Source organism: Massilia phyllostachyos (assembly GCF_021044825.1).
Lineage (GTDB): Bacteria > Pseudomonadota > Gammaproteobacteria > Burkholderiales > Burkholderiaceae_D > Telluria > Telluria phyllostachyos.
This window is the reverse complement of sequence record NZ_JAJNOC010000002.1, coordinates 705,865-727,004: the sequence shown is the minus strand read 5'-3', so window position 1 is coordinate 727,004 and position 21,140 is coordinate 705,865. Positions and strand designations below refer to the sequence as shown.

Sequence of the window (21,140 nt, the reverse complement as noted above, 5' to 3'; positions counted from 1 at the left end):
CGGTTAAACAACTTCGAACAGCCCGGCCGCGCCCTGGCCGCCGCCCACGCACATGGTCGCGACCACGTACTTGACGCCGCGCCGCTTGCCCTCGATGAGGGCGTGGCCCACCAGGCGCGCGCCAGACACGCCGTACGGGTGGCCGACCGCGATCGCGCCGCCGTTGACGTTCAGGCGCTCCATCGGAATGCCGAGCTTGTCGGCACAATACAATACCTGCACCGCGAACGCCTCGTTCAGTTCCCACAGGCCGATGTCGTCGACCGTCAGGCCGGCGCGCCGCAGGAGCTTGGGAATGGCGAACACCGGCCCGATGCCCATTTCGTCCGGCTCGCAGCCGGCCACGGCGTAGCCGCGGAAGATGCCGAGCGGCTGCACGCCCTTCGCTTCGGCCATGCGGCTGCTCATCACGATGGCGGCGGCGGCGCCGTCCGAGAACTGGCTGGCGTTCCCCGCCGTGATCACGCCGCCCGGCAGCGCGGTGCGGATCTTCGCCACGCCCTCGAGCGTGGTATCGGCGCGGATGCCCTCGTCGGCGGCGATGGTCACCTCGCGCGAGAGCAGCATGCCGGACGCCTTGTCGGCCACGCCCATGGTCACCGTCATCGGCACGATCTCGGCGTCGAAGCGGCCGGCGGCCTGGGCGCTGGCGGCGCGCTGCTGGCTCTGCACGCCGTATTCGTCCTGGCGCTCGCGCGAGATCGCATAGCGCTTGGCCACCGTCTCGGCGGTCTGCAGCATCGGCCAGTAGATCTCGGGCTTGTTCTGCTTGAGCCAGACCTCGTACAGCATGTGCCGGTTCATTTCCTGCTGCACGCAGGAGATCGATTCGACGCCGCCGGCGGCATAGATGTCGCCCTCGCCGGCCAGGATGCGCTGGCTGGCCGTGGCGATGGCCTGCAGACCGGACGCGCAGAAGCGGTTGACGGTCATGCCAGGCACCGTCACCGGGCAGCCGGCGCGCAGCGCAACCTGGCGCGCGATGTTGACGCCGGTCGCGCCTTCCGGATTGGCGCAGCCCATCAGCACGTCCTCGATCTCGCCGGCCTCGATGCCGGCGCGCTCGATGGCGGCGGCGAGGACATGGCCGCCGAGGGTGGCGCCGTGGGTCATGTTGAATGCGCCTTTCCACGACTTGGCCAGGCCCGTGCGGGCGGTCGATACGATGACGGCGTCTAGCATGCTGGTCTCCTTGTGAGCTGTTCTGGACCGTTCGAGAATAGCATGATTAAGAACGGTCGTTCGCAAAAAAATTATGTGATCGATATGGCGCGTCGCAGCATGATCGCTGTCAGAGTGTAAACACGCTGCCAGCCGAACTATTGCATGACTTGCATTGTCAAACTGTAAGTTTCGAGTAAGTTTGGAGCAAGCATCGTGTAAGGAAACCGGAACACACTCCGCGACAGCTGACGAACAATCAGCATTTCCGGTGACCGAAGTACATTACATAATACGGAGACACACATGGCAATTACACCCGGCATGACCGCCGGAGGGAAAGCTCCATCTTCCTCCTCCGGCATCACCAAGGAAGAACGCAAAGTCATCTTCGCTTCCTCGCTCGGCACGGTGTTCGAGTGGTACGACTTCTACCTCTACGGCTCGCTCGCTTCCATCATCGCCAAGCAATTCTTCATCGGCGACCCGACCACCACCTTCATCTTCGCCCTGATGGCCTTCGCCGCCGGCTTCATCGTGCGTCCCTTCGGCGCGCTGGTGTTCGGCCGGCTGGGCGACATGATCGGCCGCAAGTACACCTTCCTGGTCACCATCCTGATCATGGGCGCCTCGACCTTCCTGGTCGGTCTGCTGCCGAGCCACGCGCAGATCGGCATCGCGGCCCCGATCATCCTGGTCACCCTGCGCATCCTGCAGGGCCTGGCGCTGGGCGGCGAGTACGGCGGCGCGGCCACCTACGTGGCGGAGCACGCGCCGCACGGCAAGCGCGGCCTGTTCACCTCCTACATCCAGACCACGGCGACCATCGGCCTGTTCCTGTCCCTGCTGGTCATCCTCGGCACCCGCACCGCCATGGGCGAGGAATCGTTCCAGGCCTGGGGCTGGCGCATTCCCTTCCTGATCTCGGTGGTCCTGCTCGGCATCTCGGTCTGGATCCGCCTGTCGATGAACGAGTCGCCGGCTTTCGCCAAGATGAAGGCCGAGGGCAAGACCTCGAAGGCCCCGCTGTCCGAAGCCTTTCTCAAACCGAAGAACGCCAAGGTCGCCTTCCTGGCCCTGGCCGGCCTGACCATGGGCCAGGCGGTGGTGTGGTACACCGGCCAGTTCTACGCCCTGTTCTTCCTCACCAAGACGCTCAAGATCGACGAGCCGACCGCCAACATCCTGATCGCGATCGCGCTGGCCCTGGCCACGCCCTTCTTCATCGTGTTCGGCTCGCTGTCCGACCGGATCGGACGCAAGTGGATCATCCTCGGCGGCTGCGTCATCGCCGCGGCCACCTACTTCCCGATCTTCAAGGCCATCACCCACTACGGCAACCCGGCCCTCGAGCGCGCCATCCAGACCTCGCCGGTCGTGGTGGTGGCCGACCCGGCGACCTGCCACTTCCAGGTCGACCCGACCGGCACCGCGAAATTCCCCTCGTCCTGCGACATCGCCACGCGCATGCTGACGGCGGCCTCGGTGAGCTACAACATCCAGGAAGCACCTGCCGGCACGGTGGCATCGGTGAAGGTCGGCGACGCTACCTTCCAGTCCTTCAACGCGGTCATGACGCCGGATAACCTGAACTTCGACGCCGCCTCCAAGGCACGCGAAGACGCGCTCAAGAAGGAAGTGACGGGCGCCCTCACCAGCGCCGGCTACCCTGCCAAGGCCGATCCGGCCGAGGTCAACAAGCCGATGGTGGTGTTGCTCCTGTTCATCCTGGTGCTCTACGTGACCATGGTCTACGGGCCGATCGCGGCGATGCTGGTCGAGATGTTCCCGACCCGGATCCGCTACACCTCGATGTCCCTGCCCTACCACATCGGCAACGGCTGGTTCGGCGGCATGCTGCCGACCGTGACCTTCGCACTGGTGGCGTTCAAGGGCGACATCTACTACGGCCTATGGTATCCGATCGTCATCGCGCTGGCGACCGTCGTCATCGGCGGCCTGTTCATCCGCGAGACCAAGGACAACAACATCTACGCGCACGACTGAGGCGACGCCTCCTCCGAAACGACAATGCCGCTGGAAACAGCGGCATTTTTTTATGCGGCGCGGCCTGGTTTCGCCGCTCCCCGGTCCAGCAGCCTGCTGGTGGGCTTGACCAGCAACACGGCCAGCCAGGCGGCTGCGGCGAACAGCCGCCACACGCCGAAGAAGCAGAACGCGAACAGCGTCCATTGCGCCGCGCCGCTCGGTGACGCGATGCCCGCCATGTCGAGGATGAAGCGGGTACCGAATGCGCTGACGCCACCGGCGAGCGCGCAAAACCACCATGTTCTTTCGAGATTCGTCATCGGGGCTCATTGGACCATGCACTGAATGTGAAAGTGTAACAGCGCGGGCGGCCAGACAAAGTCGCGCATTCTCACGTGGCCGGCGGCGGCTTGCCCCGGATCCCGGATCGTGGTTTAATTATACGCCGTATATTTAAGGAGGAAGCATGACGACCGCACACGTGTTCATCGCTACCAGCCTCGACGGCTATATCGCACGCCCCGATGGCGACATCGGCTGGCTGCTCGAGCGCGACGCCGCCGACGAAGACCATGGCTACGACGACTTCATCGCCGACAAGGACGCCATCGTGATGGGTCGCGGCAGCTACGAAAAGGTCGCGACCTTCGCCACCTGGCCCTATGACCGCCCGGTGCTGGTACTGTCGCGACTGCTGGCCGGGACGCCGGTGCCGGACGCACTGGAAGGCAGGCTGCACTTTTCGCCGCTGGCCCCGCGCGCGGCCTTGGGCATGCTGGCGGAGCAGGGCGTACGCCGGGTCTATGTGGACGGCGGGCAGCTGATCCAGTCCTTCCTGCGCGAGGGGCTCATCGACGACCTGGTCGTGACCACGGTACCGGTCCTGATCGGCGCCGGCCGGCCGCTGTTCGGCGCCCTCGCGCACGACGTCGGCCTGGCGCTGCTCGCGAGCCGGAGTTTCCCCTCCGGGCTGGTGCAGTCGACCTACCGCGTGCTGCGATGAACCGCCCGCGCGGTCGGCCGGCGCGCGGCCAGGGCTTAACGGCGGAGGCGATCCTGGACGCTGCGTTGGCCTTGCTCGATGAAGGCGGCGAAGCGGCGCTGTCGATGCGCGCCCTCGCCACGCGTCTCGGCGTCACGCCGATGAGCCTGTATCACCACGTGGCCGACCGCGCAGCCCTGCTGGCTGCCCTGTCGGAGCGGATCTACGGCGGCGTGCTGGACGGCGCGCCAGACGACGCGCCCGCGGAACCGGCCCTGCGCGCGCTGCTGCTGCGCTACTACGACGCCGTCGGCCGCCATCCGGCATTGACCCTGGCGATCTTCGCCGAGCCGGCGGCCTTCGCCGGCGCCACGCTGCGCATCACCGCGCAGCTGGAAGCGCTGCTGGCCGGCCTCACGCCCCAGTTCGCGCCGTGGCGCGACATCCTGGTCGACCATGCGCACGGCAGCGGCCTGGCGCTGTCCGCCGCCAGGGATGCGGCGCAGGCCAAGGACCTGCGCCGGCGCCACGAGGAAGCACTGGACTTGCTGCTGGGGCAGTTGCGTGCCACCGGCAAGCACGGCTGAGCGTTGCGCGCCCCCGCGCCGCATCCCTGTACCATCAGCGCCATGGGACCGGTGGCGTGACGCACCGGCAGATGATCCGGGAGAGAACACGTGTTCGAACAGGTCGAGGGACAGGTCCAGGCATCCGTGGAGTGGCTGCGCCTGTTCGTGGAAGGACTTGGCGCGCTGGTGATCGCCGCAGGCATCGTCGTCGTGGTGGTGGCCCTGGCGCGCCATTTGCTGTCCGATCGCGGCGGCAACTTCGGGCCGATCCGCCTGACGTTCGCGCGCTACCTGACCCTCGCGCTGGAACTGCAGCTGGCGGCCGACATCCTCTCGACCTCGGTGGCGCCAACCTGGGACCGGATCGGCAAGCTGGCGGCGATCGCGGTGATCCGCACCGCGCTGAATTACTTCCTGAGCAAGGAGCTGCAGGCCGAAGGCGCTAGTCCCGCGGAGGCGACGGGCGCACCGCCCCGGCCGGATCGTCCGTGACCTGCGCTTGCCGAACGCCGCCGGCCGCGCCCTTCTTCATCGGAAGCGCGCCGTTCCAGCGCCGCGCGAGGAACACGATGGCGCCGACCGGCAGCGAGGCGCTCAGGACCGGGGGAGCTCCGAGCGGCGCCATGTAGCTTGCGCCAAGCAGTTGCAGGTGCAGCAGATGGAATCCCCACGCGCCGCTGCTCCACTCGATCGCGAGCCGGCCAAAGCCGAACAGGATGAACACGATCCACAGCGCCTTGTAGGCCAGACCCTTCGTGCGCACGCAGAGATAGAGCGCATACAGCGTCAGCGCCACCGCGGCCACCGCGGCGGCAAGCACGGCAACATGCAGCGCCGATTTCCCGGCCAGGTCGAAGCGGTGTTCGTCCGCCAGCGACCGGGTAGACGGCACCACGTGGAATGCGCTCACGACTGCGGCGCCGTCTCTCGTCTCGGTGGTGACGTTGGCCAGCATCCAGCCGCTGGCGAACTCGTATTCGAAGCTCAGGGTCAGCGAGCTGACGCCGGCGTTGCGGTTCCTGGAGGCGCCGATGGTTTGCACGGAACGCGGCTCACCGGCCGGCACCATGGCTGCCATCTTCTCCAATGCCGGGCGCAGCTCGGGCGTGCGCAAGTCGGCGCGCAGCGCGCCTTCGATCGCGTCGAAGTCGCGGGCGCGCAGATGGTCGACGTGGCTGCGGGCGCGCGCCTGCTCCTCGGGCGAGGCGACCATGCCGATCCAGGCGTCGAGCGAGCAGCCGGCCAGCGCCGCGCAGAAAGCCAGCAGCCATGGCTGGAGGAAGCGCCGCAAGCATAGTGCTGCGCCATCGGTCCGGATCAAAGAAGGTGAATGCATCGCTGTCGTCGAAACAAGCCAGCGGCGACGATAGCACGCCGCCGGCCTTTCAAAACCAGCGAAATGTCACGCTCCGGGCCACGAAGCGTGATTTACCCGGCAGCTCAGGCGTTGAAGCCCCGGTTCTCCTCGGCGCGCTGCACCAGGAGCCGCGCCGGCTGCCACGCCGCGCCATGGCGGCCGCGCGCATATTTCTGGATCGACGCGAGCACGTTCGGCAGGCCGATGAAGTCGGCGTAGAACATCGGGCCGCCACGATGCAGCGGGAAGCCGTAGCCGGTCAGGTACACCATGTCGATGTCCGAGGCGCGCAGCGCGATCCCCTCTTCCAGGATCTTCGCACCCTCGTTCGCCAGCGCATACAACAGGCGCTCGACGATCTCGGCGTCCGGAATGGCGCGGCGCTCCACGCCGATGTCCGCCGAGTGCCGCACGATCATGTCGTTCACCCATTGGGAAGCATAAGCCTTGCGGTCGCCCGCCTGGTAGTCGTACCAGCCGGCGCCGGTCTTCTGGCCGAAGCGGCCTTGCTCGCACAGCAGGTCGGCGGTCTTCGAATACTGGATATCCGGGGACTCGATGGCGCGGCGCTTGCGGATGTACCAGCCGATGTCGTTGCCGGCCAGGTCGCTCATGCGGAACGGGCCCATCGCGAAGCCGAATTTCTCGATCGCCGCATCGACCTGCTCCGGCAGCGCGCCCTCCTCCAGCAGGAAGAAAGCCTGGCGCAGGTACTGCTCCAGCATGCGGTTGCCGATGAAGCCATCGCACACGCCGGAGACCACGCCGGTCTTCTTGATCTTCTTCGACAGCGCCAGCGCGGTGGCCAGCACGTCCTTGCCGGTCTGCTTGCCGCGCACGATCTCGAGCAGCTTCATCACGTTGGCCGGGCTGAAGAAGTGCAGGCCGATCACGTCCTGCGGGCGCGAAGTAAGGGCGGCGATGCGGTCCAGGTCCAGGGTCGAAGTGTTCGACGCCAGGATCGCGCCCGGCTTCATGACCTCGTCGAGCTTGCGGAACACGGACTCCTTCACGCCCATGTCCTCGAACACCGCCTCGACCACGATGTCGGCCTGCGCGATGTCCTCATACGCCAGCGTCCCGCTGATCAGGCCCATGCGCTGCTCGCACTTCTCCTGCGTCAGCTTGCCTTTCCTGACCGTGTTCTCGTAGTTCTTGCGGATGGTGGCCAGGCCCTTGTCCAGCGCTTCCTGCCTGGTCTCCAGGATCGTCACCGGAATGCCGGCGTTCGCGAAGTTCATCGCGATGCCGCCGCCCATGGTGCCGGCGCCGATCACGGCGGCGCGTTCGATCTTGCGCACCGGCGTATCCGCCGGCACGTCCGGCACCTTGCCGGCGGCGCGCTCGGCGAAGAAGGCGTGGCGCAGCGCCTTCGATTCCGGGGTCTGGGCCAGGTGCAGGAAGCGCTCGCGCTCGAACTTCAGGCCTTCCTCGAACGGTTTGGTCACCGAGGCGGCGATCGTTTCGACGCACTCCAGAGGCGCCGGGAACGGCCCGGCCATGGCCTTCACCGTATTGCGCGAGAACTGCAAAAAGGCCTCGTGGTTCGGATAGTCGACCTTGCGGTCGCGCACCCTGGGCAGCGGCCGCACGTCGGCGACTTTTTCGGCGAAGGCGATCGCCGCCGGCAGCAGCTCGGTCCCGGCCGCGAACACCTCGTCGAACAGCGCGGTGCCGGCCAGCTTCTCGGACGCCACCGGGGTGCCCGACACCACCATGTTCAGCGCCATCTCCAGGCCCAGCACGCGCGGCAGGCGCTGGGTGCCGCCGGCGCCCGGCAGCAGGCCGAGCTTCACTTCCGGCAGCGCGATCTGGGCGCCCGGCAGCGCCACCCGGTAGTTGCAGCCCAGCGCCAGCTCCAGGCCGCCGCCCATGCACACGGTATGGATCGCGGCGACAGTCGGCTTGCTGCTGTTCTCGACCACCCGAATCAGGCTGTGCAAGGTCGGCTCGGTCAGGGCCTTGGGCGAATTGAACTCGCGGATGTCCGCGCCGCCGGAGAACGCCTTGCCGGCGCCGGTGATGACGATCGCACGGACGGCATCGTCGCTCTCGGCCTGGCGGATCGCGTTGACGGCGGCGGTCCGGGTCTCCAGGCCCAGGCCGTTCACCGGCGGATTATTCAGGGTCACTACGGCAACGCTGCCCTGGACGGTGTAGTCGGCGCTCATGTCTCTTGTTCTCCTTGTGTGTGGCGGGCCTGCGCCCCCTGTGTGATCTTCTGAACTATACCTCAAATAAAAGAACGAGCGTATTATTTTCTGGCAGAGTCCGCGTATGCCAGAATAACGCCCTCTTTTCACATCGTCCGCACCCATGGAAAAACTGTTCGCACAACTGTCCCGCCTCTATCTTATGCCGGGCGCCGCGCCGGCCGGCCAGGATGCGCACGGCCGCGTGCCGCTGGTGTCCGGCGACGGGCTGAGCCGCGCGATCGTCATCGACTTCCCCCGCCTGCGCGACGGCGCGCCGGAGCAGCACTGGCACAAGCTGTGCGCGGTGGCGAACGCCCTGCAGGAGACCTTCGGCTTCCCGCCGCCGGCCGTCAGCATCGATGGCGGCTCCGGCTACCGGCTGTGGCTGTCGCTGGACGAGCCGGCGCCGGAGGGCGACGTGCGCCGTTTCGTGTCCATGCTGCGCGAGCGGCATTTCCCGGAACTGGAACTCGCGATCAGCGAGCAGGTGCAGCTGCCGCCCGCGCTGAACCCGGTGTCCGGCAAATGGGCGGCCTTCATCCACCCGGGCATGGGCGCCTCCTTCGCCGAGGAAGCGGGGCTGGAGATCGAACCGCCGCTGCACGCGCAACTGGCGTTTTTGGAGGGCTTGAAAAGCATCGGCAAGGCGCAGTTCTTCGACGCGTTGGTGGCGCTCAAGCAGAACGAGGCGGCAAGCGATGCGCCGGTCATCGCGCCGGGCCCCACAGCGTCGACCGCAGGGCTGCTGCTGAAGGACGCGACGCTCGAAGACATCGTGCGCCACCTGCACGCGATGAATATCGAGCCGACCTTTCGACATGTGCTGCAAGGTCAGAAACTAGCGGGCGGTTCTACCGACTTCGATGCAGGCAGTACCGGACGTTCCGGCGGCGCCTATTCCGGTTCCGATTTCGTCCGATAGCGCGTCCCGGCCGGCGCCCAGAACACGGCGCCGAACGGCGGCAACTCCAGGTTCGTTTCCAGGCCGCGGTCGGCCAGCTCCCGCTTTAGTCCCTCGATGCCGTCCTCGGTCTCGATGACGTAGGCCTCGGCCAGCACGTCGCCGTAATGCTTCTCGGTGCTGCGCCTGGCCAGCGCCACGATATCGTCCACCTGTTCGCCGAGCGACCAGAAATGCACGTCCTCGTCCATGGCATAGGTCTTGATGCGCCAGGCCGCGTCGCCCGCGGCGTAGAACTGCACGGTGTCGAAGATGGCCGGCGTCGCGTCCGATTCGGTATCGTTCGCGTAGCTCGACTGGATCGTCAGGAAGAAGAGGACCAGGGTCGTTTTCATCGTTGCATGGGACAGGTGAATGGATCAGACAGTATACGCAACTGCCTGAACACCCGCGCGCCTCAGGCGGTCGGCAGCCGGTGCCCCTGATAAGCTTCGCGCAGCTTGTTCTTCTGGATCTTGCCGGTGCCGCCCACCGGCAGCGCGTCGGTGAACACGATGTCGTCCGGAATCCACCATTTCGCCACCTTGCCCTCGAACCAGGCCAGCAGCTCTTCGCGCGACACCGCGAGGCCGGGCCGCCGCACCACCACCAGCAGCGGGCGCTCCGCCCACTTCGGATGCGCCACCCCGATGCAGGCCGCCTGCAGCACGCTTGGGTGCGCCATGGCGATGTTCTCCAGGTCGATCGAGCCGATCCACTCGCCGCCCGACTTGATCACGTCCTTGCTGCGGTCGGTGATCGCCAGATAGCCGTCCGGGTCGATCGTCGCGACGTCGCCGGTCGGGAACCAGCCGTCCTGCAGCACCTCGCCGCCCTCGCTCTTGAAGTAGCCAGAGACCACCCACGGCCCCTTCACCAGCAGGTGGCCGTAGGTCGTGCCGTCCCAGGGCAGCTCGCTGCCGTCGTCGTCGACGATCTTCATGTCGACGCCGTAGATGGCGTGGCCCTGCTTGCGCAGGATGGCGCGCTGCTCGCCTGTCGGCAGCGCGCGGTGCTTCGCCATCAGGGTGCAGCTGGTGCCGAGCGGCGACATCTCCGTCATGCCCCAGGCGTGCACCACCTGCACACCGAAGCGGTCGATCAGGGTGTCCATCATCGCCGGCGGACAGGCCGAGCCGCCGATCACGGTGCGGCGGAAGGTCGAGAAGCGCAGGTCGTTCTCGACCAGGTAGTTGATCAGGCCGAGCCAGACGGTCGGCACGCCGGCCGAGAAGGTCACGCCCTCGGCCTCGAACAGCTCGTACAGCGACTTGCCGTCCAGTGCCGGCCCCGGGAACACCATCTTGGCGCCGGCCAGCGGCGCCGAATACGGCAGGCCCCAGGCGTTCACATGGAACATCGGCACCACCGGCAGCACCACGTCGCTGGCGGAGACGTTCAGGGCGTTCGGCATGCCGGAGGCATAGGCGTGCAGGACGGTCGAGCGGTGCGAGTACAGCGCGCCCTTGGGGTTGCCGGTCGTGCCCGAGGTGTAGCACAGGGCCGCGGCCGAGCGTTCGTCGAACTGCGGCCAGGCGTACTCGCCGGATGAGGATGCGATCAGGTCCTCGTAGCACAGCAGCATCGGAATGTTCGTATCCTTCGGCATCTGGGCGCGGTCGCACATCGCGACGTAGCCCTTGATGGTCTTGCACTGGCGCGCCATCGCCTCGATGGCCGGCAGGAAGGTCATGTCGAAGAACAGGTACTGGCCTTCGGCGTGGTTGACGATGTAGGCGATCTGTTCCGGATGCAGGCGCGGGTTGATGGTGTGCAGCACGGCGCCCGAGCCGGACACCGCGTAGTACAGCTCCAGGTGGCGGTAGCCGTTCCAGGCCAGGGTCGCGACCCGGTCGCCCGGCTTGACGCCGAGGCCGGCAAGCGCCTGCGCCATGCGCCGTGCGCGCACTTCGCAGTCGCGGTAGGTATAACGGTGGATGTCGCCCTCGACGCGGCGCGAGACGATCTCGTTGGCGCCGTAGTGGCGGGCGGCGAACGCGATGATGCTGGAAACCAGCAGCGGCTGGTCCATCATCTGCCCCAAGAGCGGCGTTGAATTCGGGCTCATCGGATACTCGGTCATGCTTCCCTTCCTGTAACCTTCTGGCAAAATTTGCAAGGTAATGTCGAGTTTCAGCTGCACGGCCGGGCCGCGTCAATCCAATTCGATGACGCGACGCAGCATGCTCAAGCACGGTTCGCGCGCCCGGGCGGCGCACCCGTGGCGCATGGTATCCGCCCGGGTACGGTAGAATCCTGCCAATACCGGTCGAACCACGGCCATTCCCGATTGGAGCTGCCATTACCGCCGACGAGATCCCCTTCACCAACTCCTTCGCCGAGTTGCCGCCCGCGTTCTACACGCGGCTGATGCCGACGCCGCTGCCGTCGCCCTCCTTCATCGCCGCCAGCGCACCCGCCGCGGCGCTGGCCGGGCTCGACCCGGCTGATTTGACGCGCGACGACTTCGTCGAGGTCTTCAGCGGGAACAAGGTGGCGGTGCGTTCGCAGCCCCTGTCCGCCGTTTACTCGGGGCACCAGTTCGGCGTCTGGGCCGGCCAGCTCGGCGACGGCCGCGCCATCGTGCTGGGCGACCTCGATGGTCCGGAAGGACGGATGGAAGTCCAGCTCAAGGGCGCCGGCCTCACGCCCTATTCGCGCATGGGCGACGGCCGCGCCGTGCTGCGCTCCTCGATCCGCGAATTCCTGTGCTCGGAAGCGATGGCGGCGCTCGGCATCCCGACTACCCGCGCGCTGATGCTGACCGGCTCGCCGCAGCGCGTCATGCGCGAGAACGTCGAGACTGCGGCCGTCGTCACCCGCATGGCGCCGACTTTCATCCGCTTCGGCTCCTTCGAGCACTGGCACTACCGTAACAAGCCGGACGAGCTCAAGACCCTGGCCGACCATGTGATCCGGAACTGGTATCCCGAGTTCCTCGATGCGGCCAACCCGTACAAGGAATTGCTGGCGGAAGTCACGCGCCGCACCGCACACACCATCGCCGGCTGGCAGGCGGTCGGTTTCATGCATGGCGTGATGAACACCGACAATATGTCGATCCTCGGCCTGACCCTCGACTATGGCCCCTTCGGCTTCATGGAAGCCTTCGACGCCAAGCACATCTGCAACCATACCGACCAGGGCGGCCGCTATTCCTATGCGAACCAGGTGCCGGTCGGCCACTGGAACTGCTATGCGCTGGGCAACGCCCTGCTGCCGCTGATCGGCACCCCCGAGGAAGCGGAAGAAGCGCTCGACGTCTACCGTCCGGCATTCGGCGCCAGGCTCGACGAACTGCTGCACGCCAAGCTCGGCCTGCTCGACGCGCGCCCCGGCGACGAAGCCCTGTTCGACGGCATGTTCACCCTGCTGCAGGCGAATCACGCCGACTTCACGCTGTTCTTCCGCCGCCTGGGTGACCTGCAGGTCGACGGCGATGTGGCCAGCGACGCGCCGCTGCGCGACCTGTTCCTCGACCGCGCCGCCTTCGACGCCTGGGCCGTCCAGTACCGCGAACGCCTGCGCCAGGAAGGCAGCGCCGACGCCGCGCGCCGCGCCGCCATGCACCGGGTCAATCCGAAGTACGTGCTGCGCAACTACCTGGCCCAGAACGCCATCGAGCAAGCCCAACACGGCGACTATGCCGAGGTGCACAAGCTGCTCGCCATCCTCGAGCGCCCCTTCGACGAACAGCCGGAACATGACGCCTACGCGGCCCTGCCGCCCGACTGGGCAGCCCACCTCGAAGTGAGCTGCTCTTCCTGAACGATTCTCACCAAGCGAGACCGATATGAACGACAAAGTGACGAAAACCGACGCCGAATGGCGCGCCCAGCTCGACCCGATGGAATACCAGGTGACCCGCCACGCCGCCACCGAGCGCGCCTTCACCGGCAAGTTCTGGGACCACCACGAGCACGGCATCTATACCTGCGTGTGCTGCAACACTCCGCTGTTCGAATCGGACGCCAAGTTCGATTCCGGCTGTGGCTGGCCCAGCTATTTCCGCGCCCTCGACCCGGACAACGTGATCGAGAAAACCGACCGTACCCACGGCATGGTGCGCACCGAGATCATCTGCGCCGTCTGCGACGCCCACCTCGGCCATGTGTTCCCGGACGGCCCGCCGCCGACCGGCTTGCGCTACTGCATCAACTCGGCCGCGCTGCGCTTCGAACCCCGCTGAGGAAACGTACATGATCAAGTTTTTGTTCGACATGCTGCCGGTGATCCTGTTCTTCGGCATCTACAAGGTCGGTGAAAACAACCCGGAATGGGCCCACGGCATCGTCAGCGACTACCTCGGCTTCCTGATCGCCGGCGGCAACGTGCCGGCGGCGCAGTCGCCGATCCTGCTGGCCACCGCCGCCACCATCGTGGCCACGGTGCTGCAGATCGTCTACCTCTTGGTGCGCCGCAAGAAAATCGACGGCATGCTGTGGCTGTCGCTGGGCGTGGTCGTGGTCGCCGGCGGCGCCACCATCTACTTCCACGACGACACCTTCATCAAGTGGAAGCCGACCATCCTGTACTGGGCCTTCGCCGCGGCGCTGCTGTTCGGCCAACTGATCTACCGCAAGAACCTGATGCGCTCGGCCCTGGGCGGGGCCATGAACCTGCCGGACGCGGTGTGGACCCGCGTACTTTACGCCTGGGTCGCCTTCTTCATCGGCATCGGCCTGCTGAACCTCCTGATGGCCTTCGTGGTGTTCCGCAGCGATACCGGCGCCTGGGTCAGCTTCAAGCTGTTCGGCATCAGCGGCATCCTGTTCGCCTTCATCATCATTCAATCGCTATTCCTTTCCAAACACATCCAGGAGGACGCCTGATGGACCAGAACCGTACCGAACGCCTGCGCGAGCGCCTGCAGGCGGAGCTCTCGCCCACCGTGCTCGAGATTACCGACGATTCCCACCTGCATGCCGGCCATGCGGGGGCGGCCTCGGGCGGCGGTCATTACAGCGTTAAAATTGCTTCTGAGAAGTTCGCGGGCCTGACGCTGGTCATGCGGCATCGTCTTGTGTATGATGCCGTTCACGAAATGATCAACAAGGCGGAAATCCATGCCCTGGCGATCACGGCGATTGCGCCGTCGGAACAAGCTTAAGGGTGAGCTGCAAGCCGGTTGGGCAACCTGCCGGCTTCAGTCAGCTTTAAGAATAGTGGCAGACAATATGTAACGCGAAGTACCAGAACTCGAAGTGCAAGAACACATCCAAGAACGAAGCAATTCCCGTCCAAGCTCATCCCCCCAAGGAATCCCAGAAATGACTTTTAAGCCAGCACGCCTGCTGTTAGCTCTGATCGCCGTTAGCGCGGCGCCTGCCTTCGCGCAGAACCTCGCCGTGGTCAACGGCAAGCCGATCCCGACCTCGCGCGTCGAGGAAGCGGTCAAGCAGATGGTCGCGGCTGGCCAGGGCCAGGATTCCCCGCAGCTGCGTCTCGCCATCAAGAACGAGATGATCGCCCGCGAAGTGCTGATGCAGGAAGCGGTCAAGCAGGGTTACGACAAGAAGCCGGAAGTGAAGCAGGCCCTCGACAACGCGCGCCAGGCGATCGTCGTCAACCAGCTGGCCAAGGACTACATCACCAAGAACCCGGTGGGCGACGCCGAGATCAAGGCCGAGTACGACCGTTTCGTGAAGCAGACCGGCGACAAGGAATACCACGTGCGCCACATCCTGCTGGAAAACGAAGCCGACGCGAAGGCCGTGATCGCCAAGCTGAAGGGCGGCGCCAAGTTCGAAGAGCTGGCCAAGCAGTCGAAGGACACCGGCACCGCCAACAACGGCGGCGACCTGGACTGGGCCGTGCCGGCCGCCTTCCCGCCTGAATTCGCAGCCGGCTTCACAGGCCTGCAAAAAGGCGGCGTCACCGAGAACCCGGTCAAGACCGCCAACGGCTTCCACGTGATCAAGCTGGACGACACCCGCGCCGCCAAGCTGCCGACCCTTGACGAACTCAAGCCGCAGATCGCCGATTCGCTGGTGCAGAAGAAGCTCGAAGCCTATAAAGAGCAAATGGTCAAAAAGGCAAAGGTGCAGTAAGATGTACTACCGCCGGTGCTGCGAAGCACCGGTTATTGCCGCCCGCGGCGAACTTTTATTCGTGTTTAGATAGGACCTTAACAATGATTTTGAAGCCAGCCCGCCTGTCCTTGGCACTCACTCTCGCCTTGGGCGCCTTCGTTGCCGCGCCGTCGTTCGCGCAGAACGTCGCGACCGTCAATGGCAAGGCCATCCCGGCGGCAAAGGTTGACCAGCTGGTCAAGCAAGTGGTCGCGCAAGGCCGCGCCACCGATTCGCCGCAGCTGCGCGACGCCATCAAGAAAGACCTGATCGGCCGCGAAGTCCTGATCCAGGAAGCCGACAAGCAAGGCGTCGGCGGCCGCGCCGACGTCAAGGCAGCGATCGACAATGCCCGCCAGAGCATCATCATCAACGCCATGCTCGCGGACTACGTCAAGAAGAACCCGGTCAAGGATGCCGACATCAAGGCCGAGTACGACAAGTACAAGGCTGCCGTGGGCGACAAGGAATACCACGCACGCCACATCCTGGTCCAGACCGAAGACGAAGCCAAGGGCATCATCACCAAGCTGAAGGGCGGCGCCAAGTTCGAAGACCTGGCCAAGGCCCAGTCGAAAGACGGCTCGGCCCAGAACGGCGGCGACCTGGACTGGGCAAGCCCGGCCAACTACGTGCCTGAGTTCTCGAAAGCCATGGTCGCCCTGCAAAAAGGCGCTATCACCGATACGCCGGTCAAGACCCAGTACGGCTTCCACGTGATCAAGCTGGAAGACGTGCGCCAGGCCAAGATCCCGGCCCTGGACGAAGTCAAGCAGCAGGTCGCGGAACAACTGCAGCAGCGCCAGCTGGCGCAGTACCGCGAAAGCCTGGTCAAGAAGGCCAAGGTTCAGTAAGAACCGGTTGGTTTGATCGAGAAGCGCTCCCGAGGGGGCGCTTTTTTATTGCCTGACCATGTCGAATCCAGTGCTGGCTTCGCCGCAGTTCGCGGCGTCATACCCGACGCTACACCTATCAACGTCGCCCCGGCGCAGGCCGGGGCCCAGGTTTGCACGCGTACCGGCTACGCTCGGGTTCTCACTGTGCACTGGAATTGGGTCCCGGCCTGCGCCGGGAGTCATGGGCGCCTGTGGCGCGCATGACCTTGGTTGAGAGTGCATCTCCCCAACGATCAGCGACTTCGGAGTAGCCTGCGTGCGTCCCCTCCTACGCCCCCGTCACCCGTGCTCCTATTGAGACTTTGGCCAGCCGCGCTACCATGGTCCCAAAGCCATCCATGAGGAGAACAGCATGAACCAGAACAAGGATCAGGATCGCAAGCGCGACGCCGGCCGCGGCGGCCCGGGCGACGACATGCCGATGCCGGGCGCCGGCACCTCGAATGCCGGCCACTACACCCCCAACCCCGCCGGCCGTGGCGGCGGCATCGTCAGCTCGTCGGCGGAAGCCCAGGTGAATCCGCCGGGCAAGCCGCAGAGCGGCCAGGGCAGCGCGACCGAGCCGGTGGCGCCGGGCGTGGCCGGCATCCGTTCGAATGAAGCTGCCGCGGGACGGATCGCCGGCGGCGCCGGTGGCGGCGACCTGGGGAACCAGGCCCCGAATGCCGACAGCAATATGAGCAACTCGGCCGGCGACGACTGAAGGGAGGCACCATGAACCAGGAACAGAAACCAGTGCCGGGCGCCGGCGGCGGCCAGCCCGGCCAAGTCCAGCAACCGGGCGGCGCCGGAGGCGGCAAGCAGCCGGGCCAGGACAACGGCACGTCGGCGGGCGCCGGCGCCGGCATTCCGCCGGGCACGCCGGGCGGGAACGGCAGCAAGGACGAACCGATCTGGGGCAGCTAGGCTCCCGAAAAAAAAGCGCTTCCGAGGAAGCGCTTTTTCATCATCTTAACCCAGCCACTTGCGTGCGTTCTGGAACATGCGCGCCCACGGCGCCGCGTCGCTCCACGCATCCGGCGCCCACGAATGGACCACCGTGCGGAACACGCGCTCGGCGTGCGGCATCATCGCCGTGAAGCGGCCGTCCTCGGTCGTCACGGCGGTCAGGCCGCCCGGCGAGCCGTTCGGGTTGAACGGATAGGTTTCGGTCGCCTGGCCGCGGTTGTCGACGTAGCGCAGCGCTTTCACTGCGGCATTGACGTCGCCGGTCAGCGAGAAGTCCGCGAAGCCTTCGCCGTGGGCGATGGCGATCGGCGCCTGGGTGCCGGCCATGCCCTGGAAGAAGATCGACGGCGAGTCCAGCACTTCGACCATGCCGAAGCGCGCTTCGAACTGTTCCGACTTGTTGCGGGTGAACTTCGGCCACGCATGCGCGCCCGGAATGATCGGCTTCAGGTTGGCCAGCATCTGGCAGCCGTTGCACACGCCCAGGCCAAAGGTGTCCTTGCGCGCAAAGAAGGCGGCGAACTGGTCGGCCAGCTGCGGATTGAACAGGATGGTCTTGGCCCAGCCCTCGCCCGCGCCCAGCACGTCGCCGTAGGAGAAGCCGCCCACCGCGATCACGCCGTGGAAGTCCTCCAGTTTCGCGCGGCCCGCGATCAGGTCGCTCATGTGCACGTCGACGGCGCTGAAGCCGGCCTGGTGCATCGACCAGGCGGTCTCGATGTGCGAGTTCACGCCCTGCTCGCGCAGGATGGCCACGCGCGGACGGGCGCCCGTCGCGATGAAGGGCGCGGCGATGTTCACGCTCGGATCGAACGTCAGGATCGGCGACATGCCCGGATCCTGCTCGTCCAGCAGGCGCTCGTATTCCTGGTCCGCGCAATCCGGATTGTCGCGCAGGCGCGCAATGCGCCAGCTGGTCTCGCTCCACAGGCGGTGCAGCTCGCTGCGGCGGGCAGAGTAGATCACCTTGGCGTCGCGGGTGAACTCGATCGCGCCGCGGTCGTTCAGTTTGCCGATGATGTGGCTGCAGGCGCCCAGGCCGAGTTCGCGCAGCACGGCCATCACGGCCTGCTTGTCCTCCGCGCGCACCTGCACCACCGCGCCCAGCTCTTCGCTGAACAGTGCGCGCAGGGTCATCTCGTTGCGGCGCTCGCCGACTTGCGTCGCCCAGTTCTTGGCGTCGCCCCAGTCGGAGGCGTGCTCGCCTTCCATGGTCAGGATGTCGAGGTTGACCGACACGCCGGTACGGCCGGCGAAGGCCATCTCGGTCAGGGTCGCGAACAGGCCGCCGTCCGAACGGTCGTGGTAGGCCAGCAGCTTGCCTTCCTTGTTCAGGCGCTGGATCGCGTTGAAGAAGGCCTTCAGGTCTTCCGGCGAATCGACGTCCGGCACGCTGTCGCCGATCTGCTGGGTGACCTGCGCCAGGCTTGATGCGCCGAGGCGGTTCTTGCCGCGGCCCAGGTCGACCAGGATCAGGGCGGTGTCGCCGAGGTCGGTGCGCAGCTGCGGGGTCAGCGAACGGCGCACGTCGGAGACCGGCGCGAAGCTCGAGACGATCAGGGATACCGGCGAGATGACGGCCTTGCTGGCGCCATCGTCGTTCCAGGTGGTGCGCATCGACAGCGAATCCTTGCCGACCGGAATCGACACGCCCAGCGCCGGGCACAGCTCCATGCCGACCGCCTTGACGGTGTCGAACAGCGCGGCGTCCTGGCCCGGCTGGCCACAGGCCGCCATCCAGTTGGCCGACAGTTTGATGTCGCCGATCTGCTCGATCGCGGCGGCGGCGATATTCGTGATCGCCTCGCCCACGGCCATGCGGCCCGATGCGGCGGCGTCGATCACGGCCAGCGGGGTGCGCTCGCCCATCGCCATCGCCTCGCCCACGAAGCCCTCGTAGGACATCGCGGTGACCGCGCAGTCGGCGACCGGCACCTGCCACGGGCCGACCATCTGGTCGCGCACCGTCATGGCGCCGACGGTGCGGTCGCCGATGGTGATCAGGAAGGATTTGTCGGCCACGGTCGGCAGCAGCAGCACGCGGCGCGCGGCTTCCTCCAACGCGATGCCGGTGAGGTCGATCGCCGGGAACTGGTATTTCACATGCTCGACGTCGCGCAGCATCTTCGGCGGTTTGCCGAGCAGGACGTCCATCGGCATGTCGACCGGGTTGTTGCCGGCCTCAGGGTCGATCACGCGCAGCTGGCGCTCTTCGGTCGCGGTGCCGACCACCGCATACGGGCAGCGCTCGCGCTCGCACAGGGCGGCAAATTGATCGAGGTCCATTGGCGAAATTGCCAACACATATCGCTCTTGCGACTCATTCGACCAAATTTCCTTCGGCGCCAGACCACTCTCTTCCAGCGGCACCTTGCGCAGGTCGAACAGCGCGCCGCGCTTGGCGTCGTTGACGATCTCCGGGAAGGCGTTCGACAGGCCGCCGGCCCCGACGTCGTGGATCGAGATGATCGGATTGTCCTCGCCCATCTGCCAGCAGCCGTTGATGACTTCCTGGGCGCGGCGCTCCATCTCCGGGTTGCCGCGCTGGACCGAATCGAAGTCCAGGTCGGCGGTGTTGGTGCCGGTCGCCATCGAGGAGGCGGCCGAGCCGCCCATGCCGATGCGCATGCCCGGGCCGCCGAGCTGGATCAGCAGGCTGCCGACCGGGATCTCGTCCTTGTGCGTGTGCGCGGCCGAGATGTTGCCGATGCCGCCCGCGATCATGATCGGCTTGTGGTAGCCGTAGACCGCGTTGGCGGCGCCGACGTTCTGCTCATACGAGCGGAAGTAGCCGCCCAGGACCGGGCGGCCGAATTCGTTGCTGAAGGCGGCGCCGCCGATCGGGCCGTCGATCATGATCTGCAGCGGCGACGCGATGCGCTCCGGCTTGCCGTAGACCGCGTCCACGCGTCCGGCTTCGCCCTTGCTGACGTCGCTCGCGTTTTCCCACGGACGCTCGGCGCCCGGGATCAGGAGGTTCGAGACCGTGAAGCCGGTCAGGCCCGCCTTCGGCTTGGCGCCGCGTCCGGTCGCGCCCTCGTCGCGGATCTCGCCGCCGGCGCCGGTGGAGGCGCCCGGGAACGGCGAGATCGCGGTCGGGTGGTTGTGGGTCTCGACCTTCATCAGGGTGTGGGTCAGCTCGGCCGAGGCGCCGTATTCCTGGCCTTGGCGCGGGAAGAAGCGGGTCACCGTCGCGCCCTCGATGATCGAGGAATTGTCGCTGTAGGCGACCACGGTGCCGCGCGGGTTCAGCTGGTGGGTGTTCTTGATCATCCCGAACAGCGACTTGTCCTGCTTCACGCCGTCGATGATCCAGTCGGCGTTGAAGATCTTGTGCCGGCAGTGCTCCGAGTTCGCCTGGGCGAACATCATCAGCTCGACATCGGTCGGGTTGCGCTGCGCCTTGGTGAAGGCATCCAGCAGGTAGTCGACCTCGTCGATCGACATCGCCAGGCCCAGCTCCGTGTTCGCGCGCACCAGCGCCTCGCGGCCCTGCCCGATCACATCCACCGTCTCGAGCGGCTTGCCTGCGAGTTCGTCGAACAGGCGCGAGGCCTCGTCGGCATTGCGCAACACCGATTCCGTCATGCGGTCGTGCAGCAGCGCGGCGACGGGGGCGATCTCGTCGTCGTCCAGCTTCTTGGGGGCGCCGATGCCGGTGCCGAGCAGGCCGCTTTTCAGGACCACGGTGTAGCCGATGCCGCGTTCGATGCGGTGCACGTGGGTCATGCCGCAGTTGTGCGCGATGTCGGTGGCCTTCGAGGCCCATGGCGAGATCGTGCCGAGGCGCGGGATCACGAAGAACTCTTCGGTCACGCCCTCGTACAGGGTCTGGGCGGCCGGCTCGCCGTAGGTGAGCATGGCCGACAGGCGCTCGGTGTCCTCCACGCTGAGCGGTGCGCTGCTGTCGATGAAGTGGTAGAAGCGCGCCTGGACTGCGGCAATCGATGGAGCGACCGATTGGAGTTGCGACAGGAGGCGTTGGCTACGGAAGGCAGAGAGGGCGTTGGAACCCGGCAGAATCAACATGGC

The 21,140-nt window shown here is 66.2% G+C and carries 20 protein-coding genes; 13 read left to right on the top strand and 7 right to left on the bottom strand.

Translation table 11 applies throughout. The annotated features are described in order from the left end of the window. Positions 1-3: 3 nt before the first annotated feature. Positions 4-1,182 carry an acetyl-CoA C-acyltransferase gene (locus LQ564_RS10195; RefSeq protein WP_231057981.1) on the bottom strand — a complete coding sequence of 393 codons (1,179 nt, stop codon included), beginning with the start codon at positions 1,180-1,182 and terminating at the stop codon, positions 4-6. Positions 1,183-1,467: 285 nt separating this feature from the next. Here LQ564_RS10195 and LQ564_RS10190 point away from each other — a divergent pair, with 285 nt between their 5' ends. Further along, positions 1,468-3,168, top strand: coding sequence for an MFS transporter (locus LQ564_RS10190; RefSeq protein WP_231057980.1), 1,701 nt, complete (start codon positions 1,468-1,470; stop codon positions 3,166-3,168). Positions 3,169-3,218: 50 nt separating this feature from the next. Here the strand turns inward: LQ564_RS10190 and LQ564_RS10185 are convergent, their stop codons facing one another. Further along, positions 3,219-3,470, bottom strand: a complete 252-nt coding sequence (locus LQ564_RS10185) for a hypothetical protein (protein WP_231057979.1) — start codon at positions 3,468-3,470, stop codon at positions 3,219-3,221. 146 nt (positions 3,471-3,616) lie between these two features. Here LQ564_RS10185 and LQ564_RS10180 point away from each other — a divergent pair, with 146 nt between their 5' ends. The 3 genes from LQ564_RS10180 to LQ564_RS10170 all read left to right on the top strand — a co-directional run bounded on the left by LQ564_RS10180 (position 3,617) and on the right by LQ564_RS10170 (position 5,193). Continuing rightward, the gene (locus tag LQ564_RS10180) at positions 3,617-4,153 is read left to right on the top strand and encodes a dihydrofolate reductase family protein (protein ID WP_231057978.1); all 537 of its coding nucleotides are present in this window, start codon (positions 3,617-3,619) and stop codon (positions 4,151-4,153) included. Further along, positions 4,150-4,719, top strand: coding sequence for a TetR/AcrR family transcriptional regulator (locus tag LQ564_RS10175; RefSeq protein ID WP_231057977.1), 570 nt, complete (start codon positions 4,150-4,152; stop codon positions 4,717-4,719). Before LQ564_RS10180 ends, LQ564_RS10175 begins: the two co-directional genes overlap by 4 nt. Before the next feature lie 90 nt (positions 4,720-4,809). Continuing rightward, entirely contained in the window at positions 4,810-5,193 is a 384-nt protein-coding gene (locus LQ564_RS10170; protein ID WP_231057976.1) for a DUF1622 domain-containing protein, read from the top strand. Here the strand turns inward: LQ564_RS10170 and LQ564_RS10165 are convergent. Both LQ564_RS10165 and LQ564_RS10160 read right to left on the bottom strand, forming a co-directional pair. Continuing rightward, a complete protein-coding gene (locus tag LQ564_RS10165; protein ID WP_231057975.1) occupies positions 5,144-6,037 on the bottom strand; it encodes a hypothetical protein in 894 nt (297 codons plus the stop codon). The two genes, LQ564_RS10170 and LQ564_RS10165, sit on opposite strands and share 50 nt — an antisense overlap. A gap of 104 nt (positions 6,038-6,141) precedes the next feature. Continuing rightward, on the bottom strand, positions 6,142-8,229 hold the full coding sequence (locus LQ564_RS10160) for a 3-hydroxyacyl-CoA dehydrogenase NAD-binding domain-containing protein (RefSeq protein WP_231057974.1): 2,088 nt from the start codon (positions 8,227-8,229) through the stop codon (positions 6,142-6,144). 145 nt (positions 8,230-8,374) lie between these two features. On the opposite strand from LQ564_RS10160, the gene LQ564_RS10155 reads away from it, so the two are divergent. Further along, positions 8,375-9,175 carry a hypothetical protein gene (locus LQ564_RS10155; RefSeq protein ID WP_231057973.1) on the top strand — a complete coding sequence of 267 codons (801 nt, stop codon included), beginning with the start codon at positions 8,375-8,377 and terminating at the stop codon, positions 9,173-9,175. On the opposite strand, the gene LQ564_RS10150 is transcribed toward LQ564_RS10155, so the two are convergent. Beyond that, positions 9,148-9,549, bottom strand: a complete 402-nt coding sequence (locus tag LQ564_RS10150) for a hypothetical protein (protein WP_231057972.1) — start codon at positions 9,547-9,549, stop codon at positions 9,148-9,150. The two genes, LQ564_RS10155 and LQ564_RS10150, sit on opposite strands and share 28 nt — an antisense overlap. Before the next feature lie 62 nt (positions 9,550-9,611). Continuing rightward, on the bottom strand, positions 9,612-11,276 hold the full coding sequence (locus LQ564_RS10145; protein ID WP_231057971.1) for a 3-(methylthio)propionyl-CoA ligase: 1,665 nt from the start codon (positions 11,274-11,276) through the stop codon (positions 9,612-9,614). 173 nt (positions 11,277-11,449) lie between these two features. Here LQ564_RS10145 and LQ564_RS10140 point away from each other — a divergent pair, with 173 nt between their 5' ends. The 8 genes from LQ564_RS10140 (at position 11,450) to LQ564_RS10105 (ending at position 17,066) form a co-directional block, all read left to right on the top strand. Beyond that, positions 11,450-12,961: a protein adenylyltransferase SelO gene (locus LQ564_RS10140; protein WP_269143511.1), complete on the top strand. Its 1,512-nt coding sequence runs from the start codon at positions 11,450-11,452 to the stop codon at positions 12,959-12,961. A 25-nt stretch (positions 12,962-12,986) separates the two neighbouring features. Next, positions 12,987-13,382 carry a peptide-methionine (R)-S-oxide reductase MsrB gene (gene msrB, locus LQ564_RS10135; RefSeq protein ID WP_231057969.1) on the top strand — a complete coding sequence of 132 codons (396 nt, stop codon included), beginning with the start codon at positions 12,987-12,989 and terminating at the stop codon, positions 13,380-13,382. Positions 13,383-13,395: 13 nt separating this feature from the next. Next, entirely contained in the window at positions 13,396-14,025 is a 630-nt protein-coding gene (locus LQ564_RS10130) for a septation protein A (protein ID WP_231058146.1), read from the top strand. Further along, positions 14,025-14,303 (top strand): BolA family protein, encoded by a 279-nt coding sequence (locus LQ564_RS10125; protein ID WP_231057968.1) that lies wholly within the window; start codon positions 14,025-14,027, stop codon positions 14,301-14,303. Before LQ564_RS10130 ends, LQ564_RS10125 begins: the two co-directional genes overlap by 1 nt. Positions 14,304-14,463: 160 nt before the next feature. Further along, on the top strand, positions 14,464-15,243 hold the full coding sequence (locus LQ564_RS10120; protein ID WP_231057967.1) for a peptidylprolyl isomerase: 780 nt from the start codon (positions 14,464-14,466) through the stop codon (positions 15,241-15,243). A gap of 83 nt (positions 15,244-15,326) precedes the next feature. After that, entirely contained in the window at positions 15,327-16,118 is a 792-nt protein-coding gene (locus LQ564_RS10115; protein ID WP_231057966.1) for a peptidylprolyl isomerase, read from the top strand. Positions 16,119-16,512: 394 nt separating this feature from the next. Further along, a complete protein-coding gene (locus LQ564_RS10110; protein WP_231057965.1) occupies positions 16,513-16,863 on the top strand; it encodes a hypothetical protein in 351 nt (116 codons plus the stop codon). Between the two features lie 11 nt (positions 16,864-16,874). Then, the gene (locus tag LQ564_RS10105; protein WP_231057964.1) at positions 16,875-17,066 is read left to right on the top strand and encodes a hypothetical protein; all 192 of its coding nucleotides are present in this window, start codon (positions 16,875-16,877) and stop codon (positions 17,064-17,066) included. Between the two features lie 45 nt (positions 17,067-17,111). Here the strand turns inward: LQ564_RS10105 and purL are convergent, their stop codons facing one another. Further along, positions 17,112-21,137, bottom strand: coding sequence for a phosphoribosylformylglycinamidine synthase (purL, locus tag LQ564_RS10100; protein ID WP_231057963.1), 4,026 nt, complete (start codon positions 21,135-21,137; stop codon positions 17,112-17,114). Between the last annotated feature and the right edge of the window lie 3 nt (positions 21,138-21,140).

What these genes read in the sequence shown, in the direction of transcription:
- LQ564_RS10160 (WP_231057974.1), bottom strand. Translation starts at nt 8,229, where the DNA reads ATGAGCGCCGACTACACCGTCCAGGGCAGCGTTGCCGTAGTGACCCTG.
- LQ564_RS10125 (WP_231057968.1), top strand. Translation starts at nt 14,025, where the DNA reads ATGGACCAGAACCGTACCGAACGCCTGCGCGAGCGCCTGCAGGCGGAG.
- LQ564_RS10190 (WP_231057980.1), top strand. Translation starts at nt 1,468, where the DNA reads ATGGCAATTACACCCGGCATGACCGCCGGAGGGAAAGCTCCATCTTCC.
- LQ564_RS10195 (WP_231057981.1), bottom strand. Translation starts at nt 1,182, where the DNA reads ATGCTAGACGCCGTCATCGTATCGACCGCCCGCACGGGCCTGGCCAAG.
- LQ564_RS10105 (WP_231057964.1), top strand. Translation starts at nt 16,875, where the DNA reads ATGAACCAGGAACAGAAACCAGTGCCGGGCGCCGGCGGCGGCCAGCCC.
- LQ564_RS10115 (WP_231057966.1), top strand. Translation starts at nt 15,327, where the DNA reads ATGATTTTGAAGCCAGCCCGCCTGTCCTTGGCACTCACTCTCGCCTTG.
- msrB (WP_231057969.1), top strand. Translation starts at nt 12,987, where the DNA reads ATGAACGACAAAGTGACGAAAACCGACGCCGAATGGCGCGCCCAGCTC.
- LQ564_RS10185 (WP_231057979.1), bottom strand. Translation starts at nt 3,470, where the DNA reads ATGACGAATCTCGAAAGAACATGGTGGTTTTGCGCGCTCGCCGGTGGC.
- LQ564_RS10165 (WP_231057975.1), bottom strand. Translation starts at nt 6,037, where the DNA reads ATGCATTCACCTTCTTTGATCCGGACCGATGGCGCAGCACTATGCTTG.
- LQ564_RS10175 (WP_231057977.1), top strand. Translation starts at nt 4,150, where the DNA reads ATGAACCGCCCGCGCGGTCGGCCGGCGCGCGGCCAGGGCTTAACGGCG.
- LQ564_RS10180 (WP_231057978.1), top strand. Translation starts at nt 3,617, where the DNA reads ATGACGACCGCACACGTGTTCATCGCTACCAGCCTCGACGGCTATATC.
- LQ564_RS10110 (WP_231057965.1), top strand. Translation starts at nt 16,513, where the DNA reads ATGAACCAGAACAAGGATCAGGATCGCAAGCGCGACGCCGGCCGCGGC.
- LQ564_RS10150 (WP_231057972.1), bottom strand. Translation starts at nt 9,549, where the DNA reads ATGAAAACGACCCTGGTCCTCTTCTTCCTGACGATCCAGTCGAGCTAC.
- LQ564_RS10120 (WP_231057967.1), top strand. Translation starts at nt 14,464, where the DNA reads ATGACTTTTAAGCCAGCACGCCTGCTGTTAGCTCTGATCGCCGTTAGC.
- LQ564_RS10155 (WP_231057973.1), top strand. Translation starts at nt 8,375, where the DNA reads ATGGAAAAACTGTTCGCACAACTGTCCCGCCTCTATCTTATGCCGGGC.
- LQ564_RS10145 (WP_231057971.1), bottom strand. Translation starts at nt 11,276, where the DNA reads ATGACCGAGTATCCGATGAGCCCGAATTCAACGCCGCTCTTGGGGCAG.
- purL (WP_231057963.1), bottom strand. Translation starts at nt 21,137, where the DNA reads ATGTTGATTCTGCCGGGTTCCAACGCCCTCTCTGCCTTCCGTAGCCAA.